The 16,521-nt window shown below is 68.8% G+C and carries 17 protein-coding genes and 2 pseudogenes; 12 read left to right on the plus strand and 7 right to left on the minus strand.

The window, feature by feature from the left end:
* Positions 1–204 (plus strand): annotated as a pseudogene (locus tag ACXRVZ_RS22825) (IS110 family transposase); the annotation flags it as partial.
* Positions 205–278: 74 nt separating this feature from the next.
* Here ACXRVZ_RS22825 and ACXRVZ_RS22830 read toward each other — a convergent pair.
* The 3 genes from ACXRVZ_RS22830 to ACXRVZ_RS22840 all read right to left on the minus strand — a co-directional run bounded on the left by ACXRVZ_RS22830 (position 279) and on the right by ACXRVZ_RS22840 (position 2,078).
* On the minus strand, positions 279–515 hold the full coding sequence (locus ACXRVZ_RS22830) for a hypothetical protein (RefSeq protein ID WP_056266878.1): 237 nt from the start codon (positions 513–515) through the stop codon (positions 279–281).
* A gap of 94 nt (positions 516–609) precedes the next feature.
* On the minus strand, positions 610–1,347 hold the full coding sequence (locus ACXRVZ_RS22835) for an enoyl-CoA hydratase/isomerase family protein (RefSeq protein ID WP_457420180.1): 738 nt from the start codon (positions 1,345–1,347) through the stop codon (positions 610–612).
* Between the two features lie 17 nt (positions 1,348–1,364).
* On the minus strand, positions 1,365–2,078 hold the full coding sequence (locus ACXRVZ_RS22840) for a hypothetical protein (RefSeq protein WP_457420178.1): 714 nt from the start codon (positions 2,076–2,078) through the stop codon (positions 1,365–1,367).
* A 45-nt stretch (positions 2,079–2,123) separates the two neighbouring features.
* Here ACXRVZ_RS22840 and ACXRVZ_RS22845 point away from each other — a divergent pair, with 45 nt between their 5' ends.
* The gene (locus ACXRVZ_RS22845; protein WP_458232855.1) at positions 2,124–3,788 is read left to right on the plus strand and encodes an alkaline phosphatase family protein; all 1,665 of its coding nucleotides are present in this window, start codon (positions 2,124–2,126) and stop codon (positions 3,786–3,788) included.
* On the opposite strand, the gene ACXRVZ_RS22850 is transcribed toward ACXRVZ_RS22845, so the two are convergent.
* On the minus strand, positions 3,778–4,449 hold the full coding sequence (locus ACXRVZ_RS22850) for a hypothetical protein (protein ID WP_457420174.1): 672 nt from the start codon (positions 4,447–4,449) through the stop codon (positions 3,778–3,780). The genes ACXRVZ_RS22845 and ACXRVZ_RS22850 overlap by 11 nt on opposite strands.
* Positions 4,450–4,519: 70 nt before the next feature.
* On the opposite strand from ACXRVZ_RS22850, the gene ypfJ reads away from it, so the two are divergent.
* From ypfJ to ACXRVZ_RS22880, 6 genes and pseudogenes are all read left to right on the plus strand, one after another.
* Positions 4,520–5,386 carry a KPN_02809 family neutral zinc metallopeptidase gene (gene ypfJ, locus ACXRVZ_RS22855; protein ID WP_457420172.1) on the plus strand — a complete coding sequence of 289 codons (867 nt, stop codon included), beginning with the start codon at positions 4,520–4,522 and terminating at the stop codon, positions 5,384–5,386.
* Between the two features lie 195 nt (positions 5,387–5,581).
* Positions 5,582–6,199, plus strand: coding sequence for a hypothetical protein (locus tag ACXRVZ_RS22860; RefSeq protein ID WP_457420170.1), 618 nt, complete (start codon positions 5,582–5,584; stop codon positions 6,197–6,199).
* A 55-nt stretch (positions 6,200–6,254) separates the two neighbouring features.
* Positions 6,255–6,521 carry a hypothetical protein gene (locus tag ACXRVZ_RS22865; RefSeq protein ID WP_458232856.1) on the plus strand — a complete coding sequence of 89 codons (267 nt, stop codon included), beginning with the start codon at positions 6,255–6,257 and terminating at the stop codon, positions 6,519–6,521.
* A gap of 3 nt (positions 6,522–6,524) precedes the next feature.
* Positions 6,525–7,439: an HprK-related kinase A gene (locus ACXRVZ_RS22870; RefSeq protein ID WP_457420166.1), complete on the plus strand. Its 915-nt coding sequence runs from the start codon at positions 6,525–6,527 to the stop codon at positions 7,437–7,439.
* Positions 7,439–8,530 carry a nucleotidyltransferase domain-containing protein gene (locus tag ACXRVZ_RS22875; protein ID WP_457420164.1) on the plus strand — a complete coding sequence of 364 codons (1,092 nt, stop codon included), beginning with the start codon at positions 7,439–7,441 and terminating at the stop codon, positions 8,528–8,530. The genes ACXRVZ_RS22870 and ACXRVZ_RS22875 overlap by 1 nt, the downstream gene beginning before the upstream one ends.
* A gap of 101 nt (positions 8,531–8,631) precedes the next feature.
* A pseudogene (locus ACXRVZ_RS22880) lies at positions 8,632–8,772 on the plus strand (CDP-diacylglycerol--serine O-phosphatidyltransferase); the annotation flags it as partial.
* On the opposite strand, the gene ACXRVZ_RS22885 reads toward ACXRVZ_RS22880, so the two are convergent.
* Positions 8,769–8,990, minus strand: a complete 222-nt coding sequence (locus tag ACXRVZ_RS22885; RefSeq protein ID WP_457420162.1) for a hypothetical protein — start codon at positions 8,988–8,990, stop codon at positions 8,769–8,771. The pseudogene ACXRVZ_RS22880 and the gene ACXRVZ_RS22885 overlap by 4 nt on opposite strands.
* A gap of 275 nt (positions 8,991–9,265) precedes the next feature.
* On the opposite strand from ACXRVZ_RS22885, the gene ACXRVZ_RS22890 reads away from it, so the two are divergent.
* Positions 9,266–9,451: a hypothetical protein gene (locus ACXRVZ_RS22890; protein ID WP_458232857.1), complete on the plus strand. Its 186-nt coding sequence runs from the start codon at positions 9,266–9,268 to the stop codon at positions 9,449–9,451.
* On the opposite strand, the gene ACXRVZ_RS22895 is transcribed toward ACXRVZ_RS22890, so the two are convergent.
* Positions 9,452–10,357: a LysR family transcriptional regulator ArgP gene (locus tag ACXRVZ_RS22895; RefSeq protein WP_457420158.1), complete on the minus strand. Its 906-nt coding sequence runs from the start codon at positions 10,355–10,357 to the stop codon at positions 9,452–9,454.
* A 73-nt stretch (positions 10,358–10,430) separates the two neighbouring features.
* Between ACXRVZ_RS22895 and ACXRVZ_RS22900 the strand changes: the two genes are divergently transcribed.
* Positions 10,431–11,069, plus strand: coding sequence for a LysE/ArgO family amino acid transporter (locus ACXRVZ_RS22900; RefSeq protein WP_457420156.1), 639 nt, complete (start codon positions 10,431–10,433; stop codon positions 11,067–11,069).
* Between the two features lie 11 nt (positions 11,070–11,080).
* Positions 11,081–12,358 carry a D-amino acid dehydrogenase gene (locus tag ACXRVZ_RS22905; protein ID WP_457420155.1) on the plus strand — a complete coding sequence of 426 codons (1,278 nt, stop codon included), beginning with the start codon at positions 11,081–11,083 and terminating at the stop codon, positions 12,356–12,358.
* Here the strand turns inward: ACXRVZ_RS22905 and prsT are convergent, their stop codons facing one another.
* Positions 12,359–15,148: an XrtA/PEP-CTERM system TPR-repeat protein PrsT gene (prsT, locus tag ACXRVZ_RS22910; RefSeq protein WP_457420153.1), complete on the minus strand. Its 2,790-nt coding sequence runs from the start codon at positions 15,146–15,148 to the stop codon at positions 12,359–12,361.
* Between the two features lie 95 nt (positions 15,149–15,243).
* Between prsT and ACXRVZ_RS22915 the strand changes: the two genes are divergently transcribed.
* On the plus strand, positions 15,244–16,512 hold the full coding sequence (locus ACXRVZ_RS22915; RefSeq protein WP_457420151.1) for an Hsp70 family protein: 1,269 nt from the start codon (positions 15,244–15,246) through the stop codon (positions 16,510–16,512).
* The last annotated feature ends 9 nt before the right edge of the window (positions 16,513–16,521 follow it).

Genomic DNA, 16,521 nt, shown 5'->3' on the forward strand with positions numbered 1-16,521 from the left:
GTGCTGTACATGGCCACGGTCTCGGCGATCGTTCACAACCCTGCGATCAAGGTCTTCTACGCACGCCTGGTCGCGGCCGGCAAGGCCAAGAAGGTGGCGCTTGTGGCCTGCATGCGCAAGCTGCTCACCGTGATCAATGCCATGTTGCGCGATCAAGCCACTTGGGATGCTGTCAAGCATCTTCAAACCCCTTCTGGCGCTTGACGCCAGACACAGTTGCTCGGGGGACCGGTCAGGCCCGCCTGCGTTCAGCAGGGCGGGACTGGACGAGGGGTCAACTACTTAGCGGCAATCTGCGCGTCCAGCTCCTTGCAGGACGGCGAGCACACCGGCTGCGACTTGCCGAGCAGTTTCTTGGACTTCAGCATCGCGCGAGGGCGATGTTTGCCGCATAGGAAGCAGGACATGGTTGCTGCGCCGAAAGACGAGGTCGCCGCAAATGGCGAGCCCGGAGCTTTGGAACGGTAGCGCAGGCCATCTGCTTCGATGGTGGTCTTGGTGGTTTCTTTGGCCACACTGGTCCTGTCGAAGAGTTTTGAAAAGGGGTGGCGCCGGAGGCGCTCGGGCCCTGTATTTTCCACCATGTCTGAGGGACGCGCCCTAGGGCTTTCAACACCCCTTGAACTTGGCCTGTCTCTTGCCCGCCCAGGCGGCCTGTCCCTCGGCCAGATCGGCCGAGTCGCGGGCCCTCAAAACATCTGCCGCCAGGCGGCGTTCGTCGAGCCTGCCAGCGGCGATGGCGTTGAGGTGCTGCTTCATCGGCAGCAGGGCCAGCGGCGCCATGGCCAGCAGTTCGTCCGTCAGCGCGGCGAGGGCCGCGTCCAGTGTGTCGACATCGGGCAGCAACTGGTCCAGATAACCGCAGGCCAGCAGTGCCGGCGCATCCAGCGTGCGGCCGGCCAGCAGCACCTGCTTGGCGGTGGCCAGGCCGAGGCGGTCGACGAAGCGCCGCAGCCCGCCGGCATAGAAATGCAGGCCGACGCGCGCCGCCGGCACGAACATGTCGACGGCCGGCGCGCCGAGGCGGAAGTCGCAGGCCAGCGCCAGGTCGGCCGCACCGCCGTAGACGCCGCCATGCAGCCGCGCCACGGTGATGGGCCGCGCGGCCTCCAGCGCATCGGCCAGTTCGCCGAAGCGCGCGCCGGCATCGACGGCGACCAGCGCGCCGAGGTCGAAGCCGCTGCAGAAGTGCCGGCCCTCGCCGGCCAGCACGAGCACACGCACGGCGGCGTTCGCATTCACGTCGGCGATGAAGCCACGCAGCGTGGCGAGGTCGTCCACCGTCAGGCGGTTGGCCTGGCGCGGCCGGCGCAGCGAGATGAGTGCGACGCCGTCGTCAAGCTGCAAAAGCGGCGCCTGGCCGCTCACGGTCGCCGCCGCGCAACGCGATTGCGCAAGGCATACCCATCGTTCAGCCGCGCAAACGTCGCGCCCCGCTCCGCCTCGGCCAGCTCGCGCAGCGCCTGGGACTGGGTGGGGCGCAGGCGGGCGTCCTGGTGCAGCACGAGCTCGGCGATGAGGGCCCAGTCCACCTCCAGCTCGGCCGGCCAGACCAGGGCCTCGGGCGGCAGCTGGGCCAGCAGTTGGTGCAAAGCGCCGACGGCCGTCTCTGCGGGAACGAGGGCGGCCAGCTCGGGCCAGCGGCCCAGCACCGGCGCGTCCAGCCGCTGCGGCTGCCACAGCGCGCACAGCCACTGCGGCGCATGGTTCTCGACGACCGGCCCGCGGGCGGCTTGCACCACCTCGGCACTGGCGCCGCGCACACGCCGTACCAGCGCCGTCCAGGCATGGGGCTGCCAACTCGTCAGCAACTGGGCGGGGCGATCGGCGCGGGGCACGGGCAGGGAGACGCGCGGCACATCGTTGATCGGCGGCGGCGGCGCCACATGAGGCAGCTCGATGTCCTCGATGTCCTGCATCTCGTAGCCACGCGCCTTCAAGCGCGCCTTCTTGGCCTCGTCGATGCTGGTGCGGCCGACGTCCAGCAGGCGGCCAAGATCCAGGTCGACAGGCGGCGGCGCAGGCGCACGCCAGCCATCGAGGACGTGCGCGGGGTCGAAATCGTCGGTCTTGGCCATGGCGGTTGGGCATTGTGACGACGTAAGCTCGCACACCCTCCCCCCATGTCACGAACCGTCATGCCGATGCACACCCGCCGCCGCCTGCTGGGCTTGGCCCTGGCCGCCGCTCTCGCCGCTTGCTCGGCGCCGCCTCCGGTCACAGCACCGCAGGCGCCCAAGCTGCTCGTCCTCGTCGTCATCGACGGCCTGCCGATGCGCCAGGTGACCGGCTACCGTGACCAGCTCGTCCCCGACGGCTTTGCCCGCTTCCTGGACCGCGGCCGCTGGTTCGCCAACGCGCATTATGGCCACGGCCACACGGTCACGGCGGCCGGCCACTCGGTGATGCTGAGCGGCGCCTACCCGCAGCGCAGCGGCATCATCAGCAACGAATGGCGCGACCCGGCCACCGGCCTGCCGGTCTACAACACCGGCGACGCGGCCTACCAGTACCTCGACAGCCCGACGGCGCCGCTGTCCGGCACCAGCCCGCGCAACCTCAAGGTCGAGACGCTGGGTGACGTGCTGCGCACGCGCTCGCCCGAGTCCAAGGTCATCGGCATCTCCGGCAAGGACCGCGGTGCCATCCTGCCGGCGGGGCACAAGGGGACAGCCTATATGTACATGGGCGAAACGGGCCAGTTCTCGTCCAGCACCTACTACATGACCGCGCTGCCGGCCTGGGTTAAGAGCTTCAACGCAGCCAAGCCGGCCGACGCCTTCTTCCAAAAAACCTGGGCGCCCCTGCTTCCCGAAGCCGCCTACGCCCGCTCCGTCCCCGACGGCCAGGCCTGGCAGATCGCCAGCGGCAACGGCAACAGGTTGCCCGCCGTCATCGGCGACAAGATGGATGGGCCCGGCCCGCGCTTCTACGGCGGCGTTCTGGCCTCGCCCTTTGGCGACGAGCTGACGCTGGCCTTTGCGCGCGCCGCCGTCACGAATGAAAAACTGGGCCAGCGCGGCGTGCAGGACATCCTCTCGGTCAGCCTCTCCAGCCACGACTACGTCAACCACGCCTTCGGCCCGGAGTCGCGCCTGTCGCACGACCACACCCTGCACCTGGACCGCCATCTGCAGGCCTTCTTCCAGTTTCTCGACAAGACCGTGGGCGCCGGCAACTACGTGCTCGCGCTGACCGCCGACCACGGCTTCACCGACACGCCCGAATGGGCCGCCACCCAGGGCCGCGACGCCGGCCGCTTTGCCTCGTCACCGTCGCTGGCCATCGTCAACGCCGCGCTGGCCGCGAAGTTCGGCGTCGACAAACTTGCCCGCGACTTCTCCGCCGCCGGCCTGCTGCTGAACGACAAGCTCGCCGCCGAGCGCGGCCTGAAGTTCGCCGACGTGCAGGCCGCCGCGCGCGAGGAGTTGCTGAAGCTGCCGGGCGTGGCCACCGTCTTCACGCGCGAGCAACTGCTCGGCAGCGACACGACGACGCCCTACTTGGAGGCCATGCGCAAGTCCTTCGACCCGACGCGCGCCGCCCAGCTGCAGATCGTGCTGAAGCCGAACTGGATCCACAGCTACCGCCCCGGCGGCAGCAGCCACGGCAGCCCCTACGAGAACGACACCCATGTGCCCCTGCTGTTCTGGGGGCCGGGCTATGTCGGCCATGGCGAGGTCAAGACCCGCGTCGAGATCGCCGACCTGGCGCCCACGCTGGCCGCCGTCGCCGGCCTGCCTGCGCCGGCCCAGGCGCAGGGTCGCGACCTGCAGCTCAAGCCCTGAGCAAGAGTTCGGTCGCCGACTCGCCCCACTGCGCCTCGGTCAGCGCCAGCCCGCCCAGGCGCTCGCACAGGCCCGCCGCCTGGGCCGGGCCGGTAGCCGGCAGCACCAGCAGCAGTCGCCCGTCGGCCAGCCGTGAGCAAGCATCCTCGCCGCGGATGCGCGCCAGCAGTGCCTGCGGGTCGGCGCCGGGCGCTGCCGTGGCGACACACAGCGGCCAGGCGCGCGGATCGCTGAGCAGGGATTGCAGCAGGGCCAGCCCGGCCGGCTCCGACAGCAACTGCCCCGACGGCGGCCGGGGCCGGCTCAGCGCGCTGATGTCGACACCCGTGCAGGCCCAGCCGCCATCCGGCGTCGGCTGTTCCACCCACCAGAGCCGGCGCCCGTCCTGCCAGGCCTGTTCGTAGCCCGAGCGCACCAGGCGCTGCCGCCGCCCCTGCGCGTCGACCGGCCCGACGCCCGCCGCCCGCGCGGCGTCGGCGATCTCGGCCCGCGTCGGCTGCTCGCCGTCGCCGAGAGCCCAGGCCGCGCGGTAGGCCGCATTGGCCAGCCGCAAGCGCCCCTCGGCGTCGAACAACGCCAACAGCAGCGGGCCATCGGCCAGCGTCTGCCACCAGAGATCGCTAGTACTCACCGGCACATTGGAACCCAGGCTGTCAGCCAAGAGGCATGTCCGCTGACGCTTGGGCGCAACTGCCGCCTTAGGATGGCTGCCGCAGCACCAGGAGAGCCGCATGAAATGGGAAGGCCAGCGAGAAAGTGACAACGTCGAAGACGCGCGGGGCGGCGGGCGAGGCGGCCTGCCGATTGGCGGCCGTGGCCTGGGAGTCGGCGGCATCGTCGTTGCACTGCTCGCCTCGTGGGCCTTTGGCATCAACCCGATGACGGTGCTGGGCCTGCTCGACGGCGGCGGCGGCCAGCCGGTGCAGACCTCGGCGCCCGCCGAATCCCACCCTCAGGACCCGGCCGGCCGTTTCGCCAGCGTCGTGCTGGCCGACACCGAGGATGTCTGGGGCGCCTATTTCCAGCGCGGCGGCCAGCAATACGCCGCCCCCAAGTTGCGCCTCTTCCGCGGCCGCGAGCCCACCGCCTGCGGCACCGGTGAATCGGCCATGGGCCCCTTCTACTGCCCGGCCGACCGCAAGGTCTACATCGACCTCGGCTTCTTTGACACGCTGCGCGAGCGCCTTGGCGCGCCGGGCGATTTCGCCCAGGCCTATGTCATCGCCCACGAAGTCGGCCACCATCTGCAGAACCTGATGGGCACGACCGAAAAGCTCGACGGCGCCCGCGGCCGCGTCTCCGAGCGCGAAATGAACGCAATGAGCGTCAAGCTGGAACTGCAGGCCGACTGCTATGCCGGCGTCTGGGCCAAGCTGTCCCAGCAAGGCAAGGCTTGGTTGGAACAGGGCGACATCGAGGAGGCACTGAATGCCGCCGCGCAGATCGGCGACGACACGCTGCAAAAGCGCAGCCGAGGCAGTGTCGTGCCAGAAAGCTTCACCCACGGCAGCAGCGCCCAGCGCGTGCGCTGGTTCCGGCGCGGCCTGGATGCCGGCGACCTGAAAGCGTGTGAAACCTTTTCGTCAGCCGCGCCCTGACCGCTAAAAATGCCCCCAAAACCGCCCACCCAATCAAGGGGGCGTTAGATGAACCCTGCCGCTGCTTTGTGTGAAACACTTCCAGCCAAGTTCCGGGGGTCATCAACTAGCATTCCGACCCCTTTCCACAGTAACTGCGCCGCCCCGCTGGCCAAATCCGACTTGCTCAGAATGGCGATCTAGAGGCGAATACCAATGACCGAGAACCGCGAAAATCCATCGTCGCCAACCCCGCAGAGCCCCGAGCCGCAGGTTGATTCCGGTCGCATGAACGCCCGTCGACGCCAGTTGCTTCGCAGCGGCTTGGCCGTGGCGCCGGCCGTGCTGGCACTGAAGGCAACCCCGGTCATGGCTTGCAACTGCAAGCAGCCATCAGGGTTCTCGGTATCGGGCAACCTCAGCCGCAACGGCGGCAAAGCTTGCGCAGCGCCTGGTCGCAGGCCGTCCCAATGGACTCCCACGTCTGGTTACTACGCTGGCGTCCTTGGCACCAAGAAGGTCAGTGCGCTGAAAGGTACAGTCACCCTCACCACCACGGCTTTTTCCATTGTTGCAGGTAGCGCCAACGACAAGACGGTGTCCTCGGCCCTGGCGGGCGGTGATAGCGACTTGCTGGCCCTGTTCATCGCGGTCTACCTGGAAGCCAAGGCCACCGGCGGTGCCTACTACCCGTCCACGGACATGGTTGTGCTGATGTGGAACCAGACTGTCGCTACAACGGTTGGCTACAGGCCAACTGGCGCCGCTACGCCGGTTTGGCAAAAGTCCGAGGTCACCAAGTATCTGCTCTACCTGACCGGTCAGGCTCTCTGACACGTCGTCCAACGTGGACAGCCGATATGGCGCTAGCGCTTGGCGCGCCGACGCGATGGCGTTCCGGCTGGTAAGCAAAGAATTCCCCGATGCCGTTGTGACTTTCGACCCGCTGTCGGGTCGCACGATGACGCTGTCCGACCTTTGCTGGTTCGTGCTGAACGACCTGTTGCAGGCTCATTCGCCCCGCGACACGACAGCACTGCTGCAGGCTGTGTGCGAGACGGCCGGCGCGAGTGCGGATGCGGCGGTCACCGCTCAGCTCGACGACTCTCTGGCCAGCCTGCTGGATGCAGGGCTGATCCACGCCGAGCCGCAGTAAAAAATGCCCACGGTTGGTGATCTCGACGCGGCAACGACGCGCCAAGCGCTGCACGACGGTGGTCTGCGCATCGTCACGGGGCCCTTCAACTGCAGCCTGCGCACCGACGTGGCCGAAATCGCGGCCGACCTGACACGGCTGTATGCCCATCATCCACTGGTACCGCCTGGCGACATGGTGGATCTCCACGTCGAGGCCATGTCCGGACGCGGGCTGCGCCGCTGGTTTCGTCCGCAGGCGCACTTCCAGGTAGACGGCGTCTCTCCTTTCACGCCGCTACCGCGGGCGCAGGCACTGCCGATGCTGGAGTGGGGACTGAACTGGTGCATCACGGCTTATTTTCATCACTTGCTGGTGTTGCACGCCGCCTGCCTGGCGCGCGACGACCAGGCACTGATCCTTCCGGCGCCACCCGGCTCCGGCAAAAGCACGCTGTGCGCCGCTCTGGCGCAGCGGGGCTGGCGGCTGCTCAGCGATGAGCTGACATTAGTCGATCTGCGCGATTTGCGTGTCTGGGGGCTCGCACGCCCGGTCAGCCTGAAAAACGCATCCATCGATGTGATCCGCCGATTCGATCCACAGGCTTGGATGACCACGCCGGTGCACGACACAGCCAAAGGCACGGTCGCGCTGATGGCACCGTCACCGGCCAGCGTCGCCGCCATGCACCGCCCCGCCAATGCGCGCTGGCTGGTGCTGCCACGCTACGTGCCCCAGGCCCCTGCGGTGCTGACGCCGATGCAGCCGAGCGAGGCTTTCATGCAGATCGCCGACAACGCCATGAACTATCACATCCTCGGTCGTCAGGGCTTCGACACAGTGGGCGCATTGACCGACGCCTGCGCGCACCATCGCTTCAGCTACAGCCGCTTGGACGATGCAATCCGCGTGTTCGACGACCTAGCCCGGAACGCCTGATGGATCTGCCGATCCTGACACGCGTGATGCGCGACCCGGCTGCTGCTGCGGCCTTGGACGCGCCGGGCTGGGACGTCCTGGTGCGCCAGGCGCGCCATGCCAATCTGCTGGGCCGGCTGCACCGTCATCTGCAGCAGGCGGCAGTCATCGTGCCGGCCCGCGCCGACCCACACCTGCGCTCTGCCGCCACGCTGGCCGAGCGCCAGCATCTGTCAGTGACATACGAAGTCGGCCTGCTGCAGCGCGCACTCGAGCCGTTGGGCCAGACGCTGATCCTGCTGAAAGGCGCAGCCTACGTGGCGGCCGGCCTGCCCTCAGCTGCAGGGCGAGTGTTCGCAGACGTCGATGTGCTGGTGCCACACGCCATGCTTGATGCAGCGGAATCGCTGCTCATGCAGCAGGGCTGGGCCGGCGCCAATCTCGACGACTACGACCAGCGCTACTACCGCCGCTGGATGCATGAACTGCCGCCACTGCAACACATCTTCCGCGGCACCGCACTGGACGTGCACCACACCATCCTGCCCCCCACCAGCCAACACAGTCACATCGACGCGGCGGCGTTGATACACGACAGCGTGCCACTGCCCGGCTGGCCAGGCGTGCATGTGCTGGCGCCGGTCGATATGGTGCTGCACAGCGCTACCCATCTCTTCCACGAAGGCGAGCCAGACAACCTTCTGCGCGATCTCAGCGACCTCGATCTGCTTCTGCGTCATTTCAGCGGCGGCGTACCGGACTTCTGGCCGCAGCTGCTCGCACGGGCCGAGCAGCACGGGGTGCAGTTGCCGCTGCGTCTGGCGCTGCGCTATTGCCACCAGCAGTTGGCGACCCCGATCCCGGACGCAACGCTGCACGCGGTCGGCGCCGAGGCTTCGAGCGCTTGGCACGAACAGCTGCTGGACTTCATCTACGGCCGCACGCTGCGCCCGACGCATAGCTCCGCATCTGACAAATGGACAGTCTGGTGCAATCGGGCGCTCTACGTGCGCTCACACTGGTTGCGCATGCCATTGCCGCTCCTTGTCTACCATCTGCTTCACAAGGCTCTGCGACCACCTCGCACCGAGACGATTGCAGACAACCGCTGATCGGAGCCGATATGGACAAACCCAAGCCTTTCTACATGGTCCGCCAGTTCCCCACCTTGCCGACTGACGAAGCTGGGCAACGCCTGCGCAGGCATGGGACCGCCGCCGCGCACGGGGCTTTATGCGAATCGCTCTGGGGCGGGGTTTGGTGAATCGCCGGCTTCCGGCTGCATCCGCTGGTGCTGCTGTTCGCGCTGTCCGGCTCGCTGATGGTGAGCCGGATCAGGATCCCGAAGCTCTAGGCGGTGCGGCGCGACAACCAGGCCAGCGGCGAATCTTGCGACGTGCGGGTCGACTGGGATTCCAGGAAATCGCTAGGACCCTGGCTGCGGTAATCGCTGACGGCGCCACCATCGAGGCAGGCGTCCAGGCCGAAGGCAGTGCCGAGGTCGGCAGGATCCGGTTCGCTGCGAACGGCAGCGTCACGGCGGAAAAAACGCAGCGCTGGGACGAATCGCATGGCAAACCTCTTTGGCTGAAAGGCCGATACACGTTTCGGCTCAGTGCTTTCAGTGTGCGGGATTCATATGACAAGCAAACCCCGCAACTGTGAGTAAATATTGCCTCCGCTGGGATTACCACACATTCAAGGTGGGTCCAGGCCCAGTAGGAATCGAGGTTTGTGGCCAATTCGCATCACTGCCTGAGCGTTGCGTGATTGCAAAAGACCGTAAGTCTCCCTAGCTCTGTTGATCCAAACGGGTGCGGATGCACTTAAGCTGCGCGCCTCCCTCGATGTTCGGGCTTTCCCGCATGACCTCTTTAGCACTGAAATGGATCGCCAACGGCATGATCGGCCTCGTCGTGGCCGGCACGCTGTGGATCGCACAGGCGGTGCAGCCGGGTGACCCGAGCGCGGTCCTTGTGGCGCAGGCCGTCGCGGCGCCGGTTGAAAGCGCTTCGGCACCGGCCCGTCGCTGATCAGCCCAGGGCCAGTCGCGCGCCGTCGGCCAGCGCCTGGCCGATCTGATCCAGCAGCGCGCCACGGCCTTGCAGCTGCCATTGGTGCCAGTAGAGCGCCACGTCGGCGCTGATCTCGGGCCGCAACACCACCAGCTGACCTGCCACCACGAAGGGGCGCACCTGGATCTCGGGGGCCACACCCACACCCCAGCCCATGATGGCTGCGGTCACATAGGCCTCGCTGGACGGCACGAAGCGCTCGCGCAGCCTCGGTGCGCGCACGCCGAAGGCCTGGGACACCCACTGCACCTGGCTGTCGTCCTTGCGGTTGAAGACAAGGAAGGGCGTGTCGGCGAAGTTGCCGGCGTGCAAGCCCTCCGGCAGTTGTGCGGCCAGAAAGCCGGGGCTCGCCACCGCCACGTAGCGCATGACGCCCAGCGGCTGCACGCGGCAGCCCTGCAAGGCCTCGGCCACGGTGGACACGCAGCCCAGCACAGCGCCCTGGCGCAGGCTGTCGTGGGTGAAATCCTGGTCGTCGACGACGATCTCCAGCCCGTAGCCCTCGCGCAAGCCCTGTTGCACGAGGCCGTCCAGCGCCGGCAGCACCCATGTGGCCAGGCTGTCGGCATTGACGGCAATGGCCAGACGCGACTGGGGTGCGACGCGCTCGCGCAGCTCGCGGGCCACGTCCACCCGCAGCGCCTGCAACTGGCGGGCGAAGCGCAGCAGCACCTTGCCGGCCTCGGTCAGGCGCAGCGGGCGCGAGCGCACCACCAGCGGCTGGCCGACCTGGGTCTCCAGCCCGCGCAGGCGCTGGGAGACGGCGCTTTGCGTGATGGACAGGCGCTGGGCGGCGCGCTCGAAACCCTGTTCGTCGGCCAGGGCGGCCAGGCAATCGAGGGCGGCGGGATCAAACTCGTTCATAAGCCCGCCTAATGTAGGCCGAACAATATGAATGAAGCTTCTTGAAAACCAGCGCTCTGCGGAGAATCCGGCGATGCCCGCCGCCACGCTCGTCATCAGTCCCGCACCTGCCGCCTTTGCGCAGGGCTGGGCCATGGGCGCCGGCCTCATCCTGGCCATCGGTGCGCAGAACGCGCTGGTGCTGCGCCAAGGGCTCAAGCGCGAACACGTCGGCGCCGTCGTGGTGGTCTGCGCGTTGTCGGACTGGCTGCTGATCGCGCTCGGCGTCTTCGGCCTCGGCGCGCTGATCCAGGGCAGCCCGCTGCTGCTGGAGGTGTTCCGCTTCGGCGGCGCTGCCTTTCTGCTGGGCTATGCGCTGCTGGCCGCGAAACGCGCTTGGCGGCCGGCCGCCGGGCTGCAGGCGAGCGGGCCGGCGGCCAGCCTGGGCGCGACGCTGTCGGCCGCCTTCGCCCTCACCTATCTGAATCCTCACGTCTACCTGGACACCGTCGTGCTGCTCGGCGGCCTGGGCGCGCGCCAGCTGCCTGAGCTGCGCGCGGCCTTCGCCGCCGGGGCGGCCGTCGCATCCGCGATGTGGTTCAGCCTGCTCGGCTTTGGCGCGGCGGCCGCAGCGCCCCGTCTACAAAGCCGCCACACCTGGCGGGTCATCGATGCGCTTGTCGCTTTGCTGATGGCCGGCCTGGGTTTACAACTGCTCCTGCAACCGCTTTAGGCGCCCCGCACATGAAGATCGTTGTCCTTGGCGCCGGCATCATCGGCATCGCCACCGCCTGGTATCTGCTCGACGAGGGTCACGAGGTCGTCGTCGTCGACCGCCAATCCGACGCTGCGCTGGAGACCAGCTTCGCCAACGGCGCGCAGATCTCGGTCAGCTTCTGCGAGCCCTGGGCGAATGCCGGCGCGCCCTTCAAGGTGGCCAAGTGGCTGCTGCGCGACGACTCGCCACTGCTGTTCCGCCCAACGCTGGACCCCAACCAGTGGCGCTGGGGCCTGGCCTTCCTGATGCAGTGCACGACCGCCGCCTTCGAGCGCAACGTCGAGGAGCTGGTGCAGCTGGGCCGCTACTCGCATGCCTCGCTGAAGGAATTGGTGGCGCAGACCGGCATCGAGTACTGCCGGCTGGAGCGCGGCATCCTGCATTTCTTCTCCAGCCAGGCCGATTACGACAACGGCGCGGCCGGCGCCGAGATCATGCGCCGCCACGGCGTGGACCGCCGCGTGCTGAACCGCGAGGAGGTGCTCAAGGTGGAGCCCGCGCTGGCCGGCTTCGGCGCCAACGTGTTTGGCGGCACCTTCACGCCCAGCGACGAGAGCGGCGACGCCAAGGTCTTCACGCAGAAGCTGGCGCAGTTGTGCGCGGCGCGTGGTGCGCAATTCCTGTACGAGCACGACGTGCTGGGCTTGCAGCGCGCCGGCGACGGCATCGAGGCCGTGCAGATCGCCCACACCCGCAGCGGCGAGCGTAAGGCGCTGAAGGCCGATGCCTTCGTGGCTGCGATGGGTTCCTACACGCCCGAGCTGCTGCAGCCGCTGGGCGAACACCTCAACATCTATCCCGCCAAGGGCTACTCGGCCACGCTGCGGCTGAAGAAGCCTGAAGCCGCCAGCGTCGTCAGCCTGCTGGACGACAGCCGCAAGATCGCCATCTCGCGCCTGGGCGACCACATCCGCATCGCCGGCACGGCCGAGCTGTCGGGCTTTGACCTGAGCCTGGATTCACCCACCGCCCGCGTGCGCTGCGCGGCGCTGGTGCGGCGCTACGAGGAACTCTTCCCCGGCGTGGCCGACACCAGCGAACCGAACTACTGGGCCGGCCTGCGCCCCAGCACGCCGACCAACATCCCCTACATCGGCCGCAGCCGCAAGGCGCGCAACCTGTGGATCAATGCCGGCCACGGCACGCTGGGCTGGACGCATGGCGCCGGCTCGGGCCGGGCGTTGGCCGAGCTGATGGCGGGCCGCAAGCCGGAGATGGCCTTCAGCTTCTACAACCCGGTCTGATCAGAGCGTCTTCAGCAGCGCCTCGACGTCCTTCTGCTGCGGGAACTTCGGCCCCAGCTTGGCCAGACTCTCCAGCTCGACCTTGGCCGCCGGCTTGTTGCCGGACTGGATGAGGATCTGCGCGAGGTTGAGCTTGTAGCTGGGCTGGTCCGGCTGGTCGGCGATGAGCTGGCGCTGCAAGCTGACGGCCTTGTCGAACTGCTTCTCGTTGGCCAGCACGGTGGCGTAGGTGTCGCGCAGCGCGCCGTCCTCAGACTTGAGCTTGAGGCCGCGCTCGGCCAGTTCGCGCGCGCCGGGCTTGCCGACCTTGCTGCGCAGCCAGGCGACGTTGTTGATCAGCGGGATGACGTCCGGGTGCTTCGCCAGCAAGGCCTCGTAGCGGGCCAGTGCGCCGTCGAAATCGCCGCGCGCCAGCGTCACGTCGGCGGCGGCGGTCGTGAAGGCGTTGTCGCGCGGATGGGCAGCCTGCCACTGGGTCTCGAAGGCCAGGGCCTCGTCGCGCTTCTTGGTGGACAGCAGCAGCGCGAACAGGCGCGGCGCGGCGTCGCCCGGGTCGGGGAGAGCGGCCGCCTTGCGCAGCAGCGCGAGGGCAGGCTCGGGGCGTTGGCGGCTCAGTTCGATATCGGCCTCGACGACGAGGGCGTAGGCCTCCTGCGGATACTTCTTCTGGCGCTCGCGCAGCGCGGCCACGGCCTCGTCCGTGCGGCCCTGGCGGATGGCGAGCTGGATCAGCAGGCGCTGGGCGATGACCGAGCCGGGTTCGGCCTCCAGCGCCCGCTTCACCTCGCGCTCGGCGCCGGCGTAGTCCTTGTCCATGAAGCGCAGTTGCGCCAGGCCCAGCCAACCGTGAGCGCGTGCTGGTGCCAGCGAGGTCAGGCGGGAGTAGGTCTTGCCGGCCTGCGCCTTGTCGCCCGAGGCGAGCTGGGTGCGCGCAAGGCGCTCCAACAGGTCGGGGTTGGTCGGCTGGGCGGCTGCCGCCTCCTGCGCGGCCTGCGCGGCTGCGGCCGTGTTGCCCAGGCGCAGTTGGTGGTCGATCAGCGCCAGGCGCAGGCCCGGCTCGTTGGGTTCCTCGCGCACGGCGGCGTTCAGCACCCCGGTTACGCGCTCGACCGGCGCACGCGTCTGCACCAGCAGTTCGGCCAGGGCCAGACGGGCCTGGGGCGAGCCCTTCTGGTTGGCGATGAAGTCTTCCAGGCGCTTGATGGCCGCGTCGCCGCGGTTGGCCTGCATGTCGATGGCAACCAGGCCCAGCACGGCGGGCAGGTAGCCGGCGTCGGCCTTGAGCGAGGCGTCGAAAGCGACCTGGGCGGCCGGCGTGTCCTTGCGCACCAGCTGGATGCGCCCGCGCAGCGCGCCCGGCACCGGGCTGTCCTTCATCTTGGGCGCGAGCTTGTCGAGCGCGACGAGGGCGCCGGCCAGGTCCTGGCGGCGCATCAGCGCGTTGACCACCATCAGGTCGTAGTTGCTGCCGCCGGTGTCCTTGGCGGCCAGCTCGCGCAGCTGGTTCAGGGCGGCGTCGGCCTTGGCGCGGCCGGCGCCACCTGGGAGCGCCGAGTCGCGTGCAATGGCGGTCAGCGCCAGCGCGGCCTGGGTCTTGGCGTCATCGGGCTGCAACCGGGCGGCGGCGCCGAAGGCCTGGTCCGCGGCCTCGAAATTGCCCTGCATCAGGTGGGCCTTGCCGGCCAGCAGCAGCGTCTCGGCGTCGGCCTTACCGCTTTCCAGCGCGGGGCGCAGCGTCTCCAGCGTCTTGGCCGGCGCGCGGCGCTGCAATTGCAGGCTGGCGAACTGGCGGCGCAGGCCGGGCTCCTCGGGCGCGAGCTTGAGGGCCTGGTTCAACAGGTTCTCGGCTTCGGCCAGCTCGCCCAGCTGCTGGTGGGCGCCCGATGCCAGGCGCAGCAGCGGCAGGTAGTTGGGCATGAGCTTGAGCAGCGGCAGCGCCAGCTCACGCGCCTTGGCCGCGTCGTTCTTGGCCAGCGCCAGTTGGGCCTGCAGGAAGCGGCCCTGCGGCTTCTTGGCCAGGCCTGGCGGCATGCCATCGACGAGCCGAGTGGCCGCGTCGAGATCCCGGCGGCCGAAGGCCAGGCGCACCAACAGCGAACGGGTCTCGTAGTTGTTCGCATCCAGCGCCAGCACCTGGGTCAGCAGCGGCTCGGCAACATCGACCTTGCCACGCGCCAAAAGCACCTCGGCCTTCAGCTGCAACGCCTTGAAGGCCTTGGGCGAGCGCGCCAGCAATTGGTCCAGCGCGACCAGCGCCTCGTCGGGGAAACCGGCGGCAAGCTTGACGCGCGCGCTGGCGATGACGGCACCTTCCGAATCCGGCGCCAGCTGCAGCGCTCGCCCGGACGCGGCCTTGGCCTCGGGCAGGTTGCCCTGGGCCAGGAAGGCCAGCGCCAGATGCTGCTGCAACGCGGACATGGCCGCAGGGTCGGCGAGGCTCAGGTCGGCGTAGTCGTTGATCAGCTTGCGCGACTGGCCCGACTGCAGCAGCGTCTGCGCCAGCAGCGGCGCCAGCACGTCGCGCGGCGCGCCCATGTCCCAGGCGCGGCGCAGTTCGATCTCGGCACCGGCCATGTCGCCGGCCTCCAGCAGCGCCTTGCCCAGCAGGTGGCGGCCGGTGGCGTTCTCGGGGTTCTTCTGGAGCAGGTTCTTCAGCTCGATGACGGCCCCAGCCGGGTCCTTCTCCTCGAAGCGCTTTTGCGCGGCGGCGAGCATGTCCTGCTCGGAGCGTTGGCCGCAGGCGGCCAGAGCGGCGACCAGCAGGATGGGGGCGAAATGGCGCGTCTTCATCGTGTCTCCAGAACAGGCGCGCGATTGTGTTCCCTAGAATGCGCGGCCCTTCTCAGGGCTGGCCCGAGGGCCGGCCAGATGACACAAATCGCGCCATGACTGCCGTACCCAGCTTTTGCGCCATCGACTTTGGCACGTCGAATTCCGCCGTAGCGGTGCCCGACGCCGCCGGCGCCATGCGCCTCATCGAGCTGGAGCCCGGCCAGCGCACCATGCCCACGGCCGTCTTCTACTTTGCCGAGGGCCGGCACGACGCCGACGGCCCGCCGCGCGCCTTCGGCCGCGCCGCCGTGGCGGCCTATGTCGACGGCCATGACGGCCGCCTGATGCGCTCCATGAAGAGCATCCTCGGCTCGCCTCTCATCGACCAGACCACCGATGTCGGCGGCGGCCGCGGCGCCAAGTACTCGGACATCGTTGCCGGCTACGTGAAACGTCTGCGCCGCGTGGCCGGCGAGCCAACACGTGCCGTGCTCGGCCGGCCGGTGTTCTTCGTCGACGGCGAGCCCGAGCGCGACGCGACGGCCCAGGCCCAGCTCGAAGCCTGCGCCCGCGCGGCGGGCTTCCGCGAGGTGCATTTCCAGTACGAACCCATCGCGGCGGCCTTTGACTTCGAGCAGCAGGCCACGCGCGAACAGACCGTGCTGGTGGCCGACATCGGCGGCGGCACCAGCGACTTCTCCGTCGTGCGCGTCGGCCCCGAGCGCATGGCCCGCCTGGCGCGGCGCGACGACATCCTGGCCAGCCACGGCGTGCACATCGCCGGCACCGACTTCGACCGCCACATCGAGCTGGCCGGCCTGCTGCAGGAGTTCGGCTACCGCTCCGTCGGCCCCACCGGCCGCGAGCTGCCCAGCGGCGTCTTCTTCGACCTGGCGACCTGGCACCTCATCAACACCTGCTACGCGCCGCTGCGCGTGGCCGAGTGGCGCGGCATGAAGAGCTGGTTCAACGACGTGCGCCAGCATGCGCGCCTGATGACGGTGCTGGAGGAGCGCCTGGGCCACGAGCTGGCCGCGCGCGCCGAGGGCGCCAAGATCGCCATCTCGGGCGGTGCGGACACGACGGTGGACCTGAGCCACGTCGAGGCCGGCCTGGTGCTGCCGCTCAGCGAGAAGACCGCCGTGGACGCGCTGCGCGCCGACCTGGACCGCATCATCGCCACCGCCCACGAGACGGTGGCGCTCGCCGGCCTGAAGGCCGATCAGATCGACGCGCTCTATTTCACCGGCGGCTCGACCGGGCTGCGGCTGCTGGTGGACGGCATGGCGGCGGGCTTCCCCGCTGCCGCGCGCGTCACCGGCGACCGTTTTGCGTCGGTCGCCACCGGTTTGGGCCTGCACGCCCAGCGCTTGTTCAGCTAGCCAACTGTT

It is taken from the genome of Roseateles sp. P5_E8, assembly GCF_054177665.1.

Excerpts from the sequence above, each read along its gene's own strand:
- ACXRVZ_RS22840 (WP_457420178.1), bottom strand. The coding sequence starts at position 2,078 with ATGGCCAAGACCGACGATTTCGACCCCGCGCACGTCCTCGATGGCTGG.
- ACXRVZ_RS22845 (WP_458232855.1), top strand. The coding sequence starts at position 2,124 with ATGTCACGAACCGTCATGCCGATGCACACCCGCCGCCGCCTGCTGGGC.
- ypfJ (WP_457420172.1), top strand. The coding sequence starts at position 4,520 with ATGAAATGGGAAGGCCAGCGAGAAAGTGACAACGTCGAAGACGCGCGG.
- ACXRVZ_RS22860 (WP_457420170.1), top strand. The coding sequence starts at position 5,582 with ATGACCGAGAACCGCGAAAATCCATCGTCGCCAACCCCGCAGAGCCCC.
- ACXRVZ_RS22865 (WP_458232856.1), top strand. The coding sequence starts at position 6,255 with ATGGCGTTCCGGCTGGTAAGCAAAGAATTCCCCGATGCCGTTGTGACT.
- ACXRVZ_RS22870 (WP_457420166.1), top strand. The coding sequence starts at position 6,525 with ATGCCCACGGTTGGTGATCTCGACGCGGCAACGACGCGCCAAGCGCTG.
- ACXRVZ_RS22875 (WP_457420164.1), top strand. The coding sequence starts at position 7,439 with ATGGATCTGCCGATCCTGACACGCGTGATGCGCGACCCGGCTGCTGCT.
- ACXRVZ_RS22885 (WP_457420162.1), bottom strand. The coding sequence starts at position 8,990 with ATGCGATTCGTCCCAGCGCTGCGTTTTTTCCGCCGTGACGCTGCCGTT.
- ACXRVZ_RS22890 (WP_458232857.1), top strand. The coding sequence starts at position 9,266 with ATGTTCGGGCTTTCCCGCATGACCTCTTTAGCACTGAAATGGATCGCC.
- ACXRVZ_RS22895 (WP_457420158.1), bottom strand. The coding sequence starts at position 10,357 with ATGAACGAGTTTGATCCCGCCGCCCTCGATTGCCTGGCCGCCCTGGCC.
- ACXRVZ_RS22900 (WP_457420156.1), top strand. The coding sequence starts at position 10,431 with ATGCCCGCCGCCACGCTCGTCATCAGTCCCGCACCTGCCGCCTTTGCG.
- ACXRVZ_RS22905 (WP_457420155.1), top strand. The coding sequence starts at position 11,081 with ATGAAGATCGTTGTCCTTGGCGCCGGCATCATCGGCATCGCCACCGCC.
- prsT (WP_457420153.1), bottom strand. The coding sequence starts at position 15,148 with ATGAAGACGCGCCATTTCGCCCCCATCCTGCTGGTCGCCGCTCTGGCC.
- ACXRVZ_RS22915 (WP_457420151.1), top strand. The coding sequence starts at position 15,244 with ATGACTGCCGTACCCAGCTTTTGCGCCATCGACTTTGGCACGTCGAAT.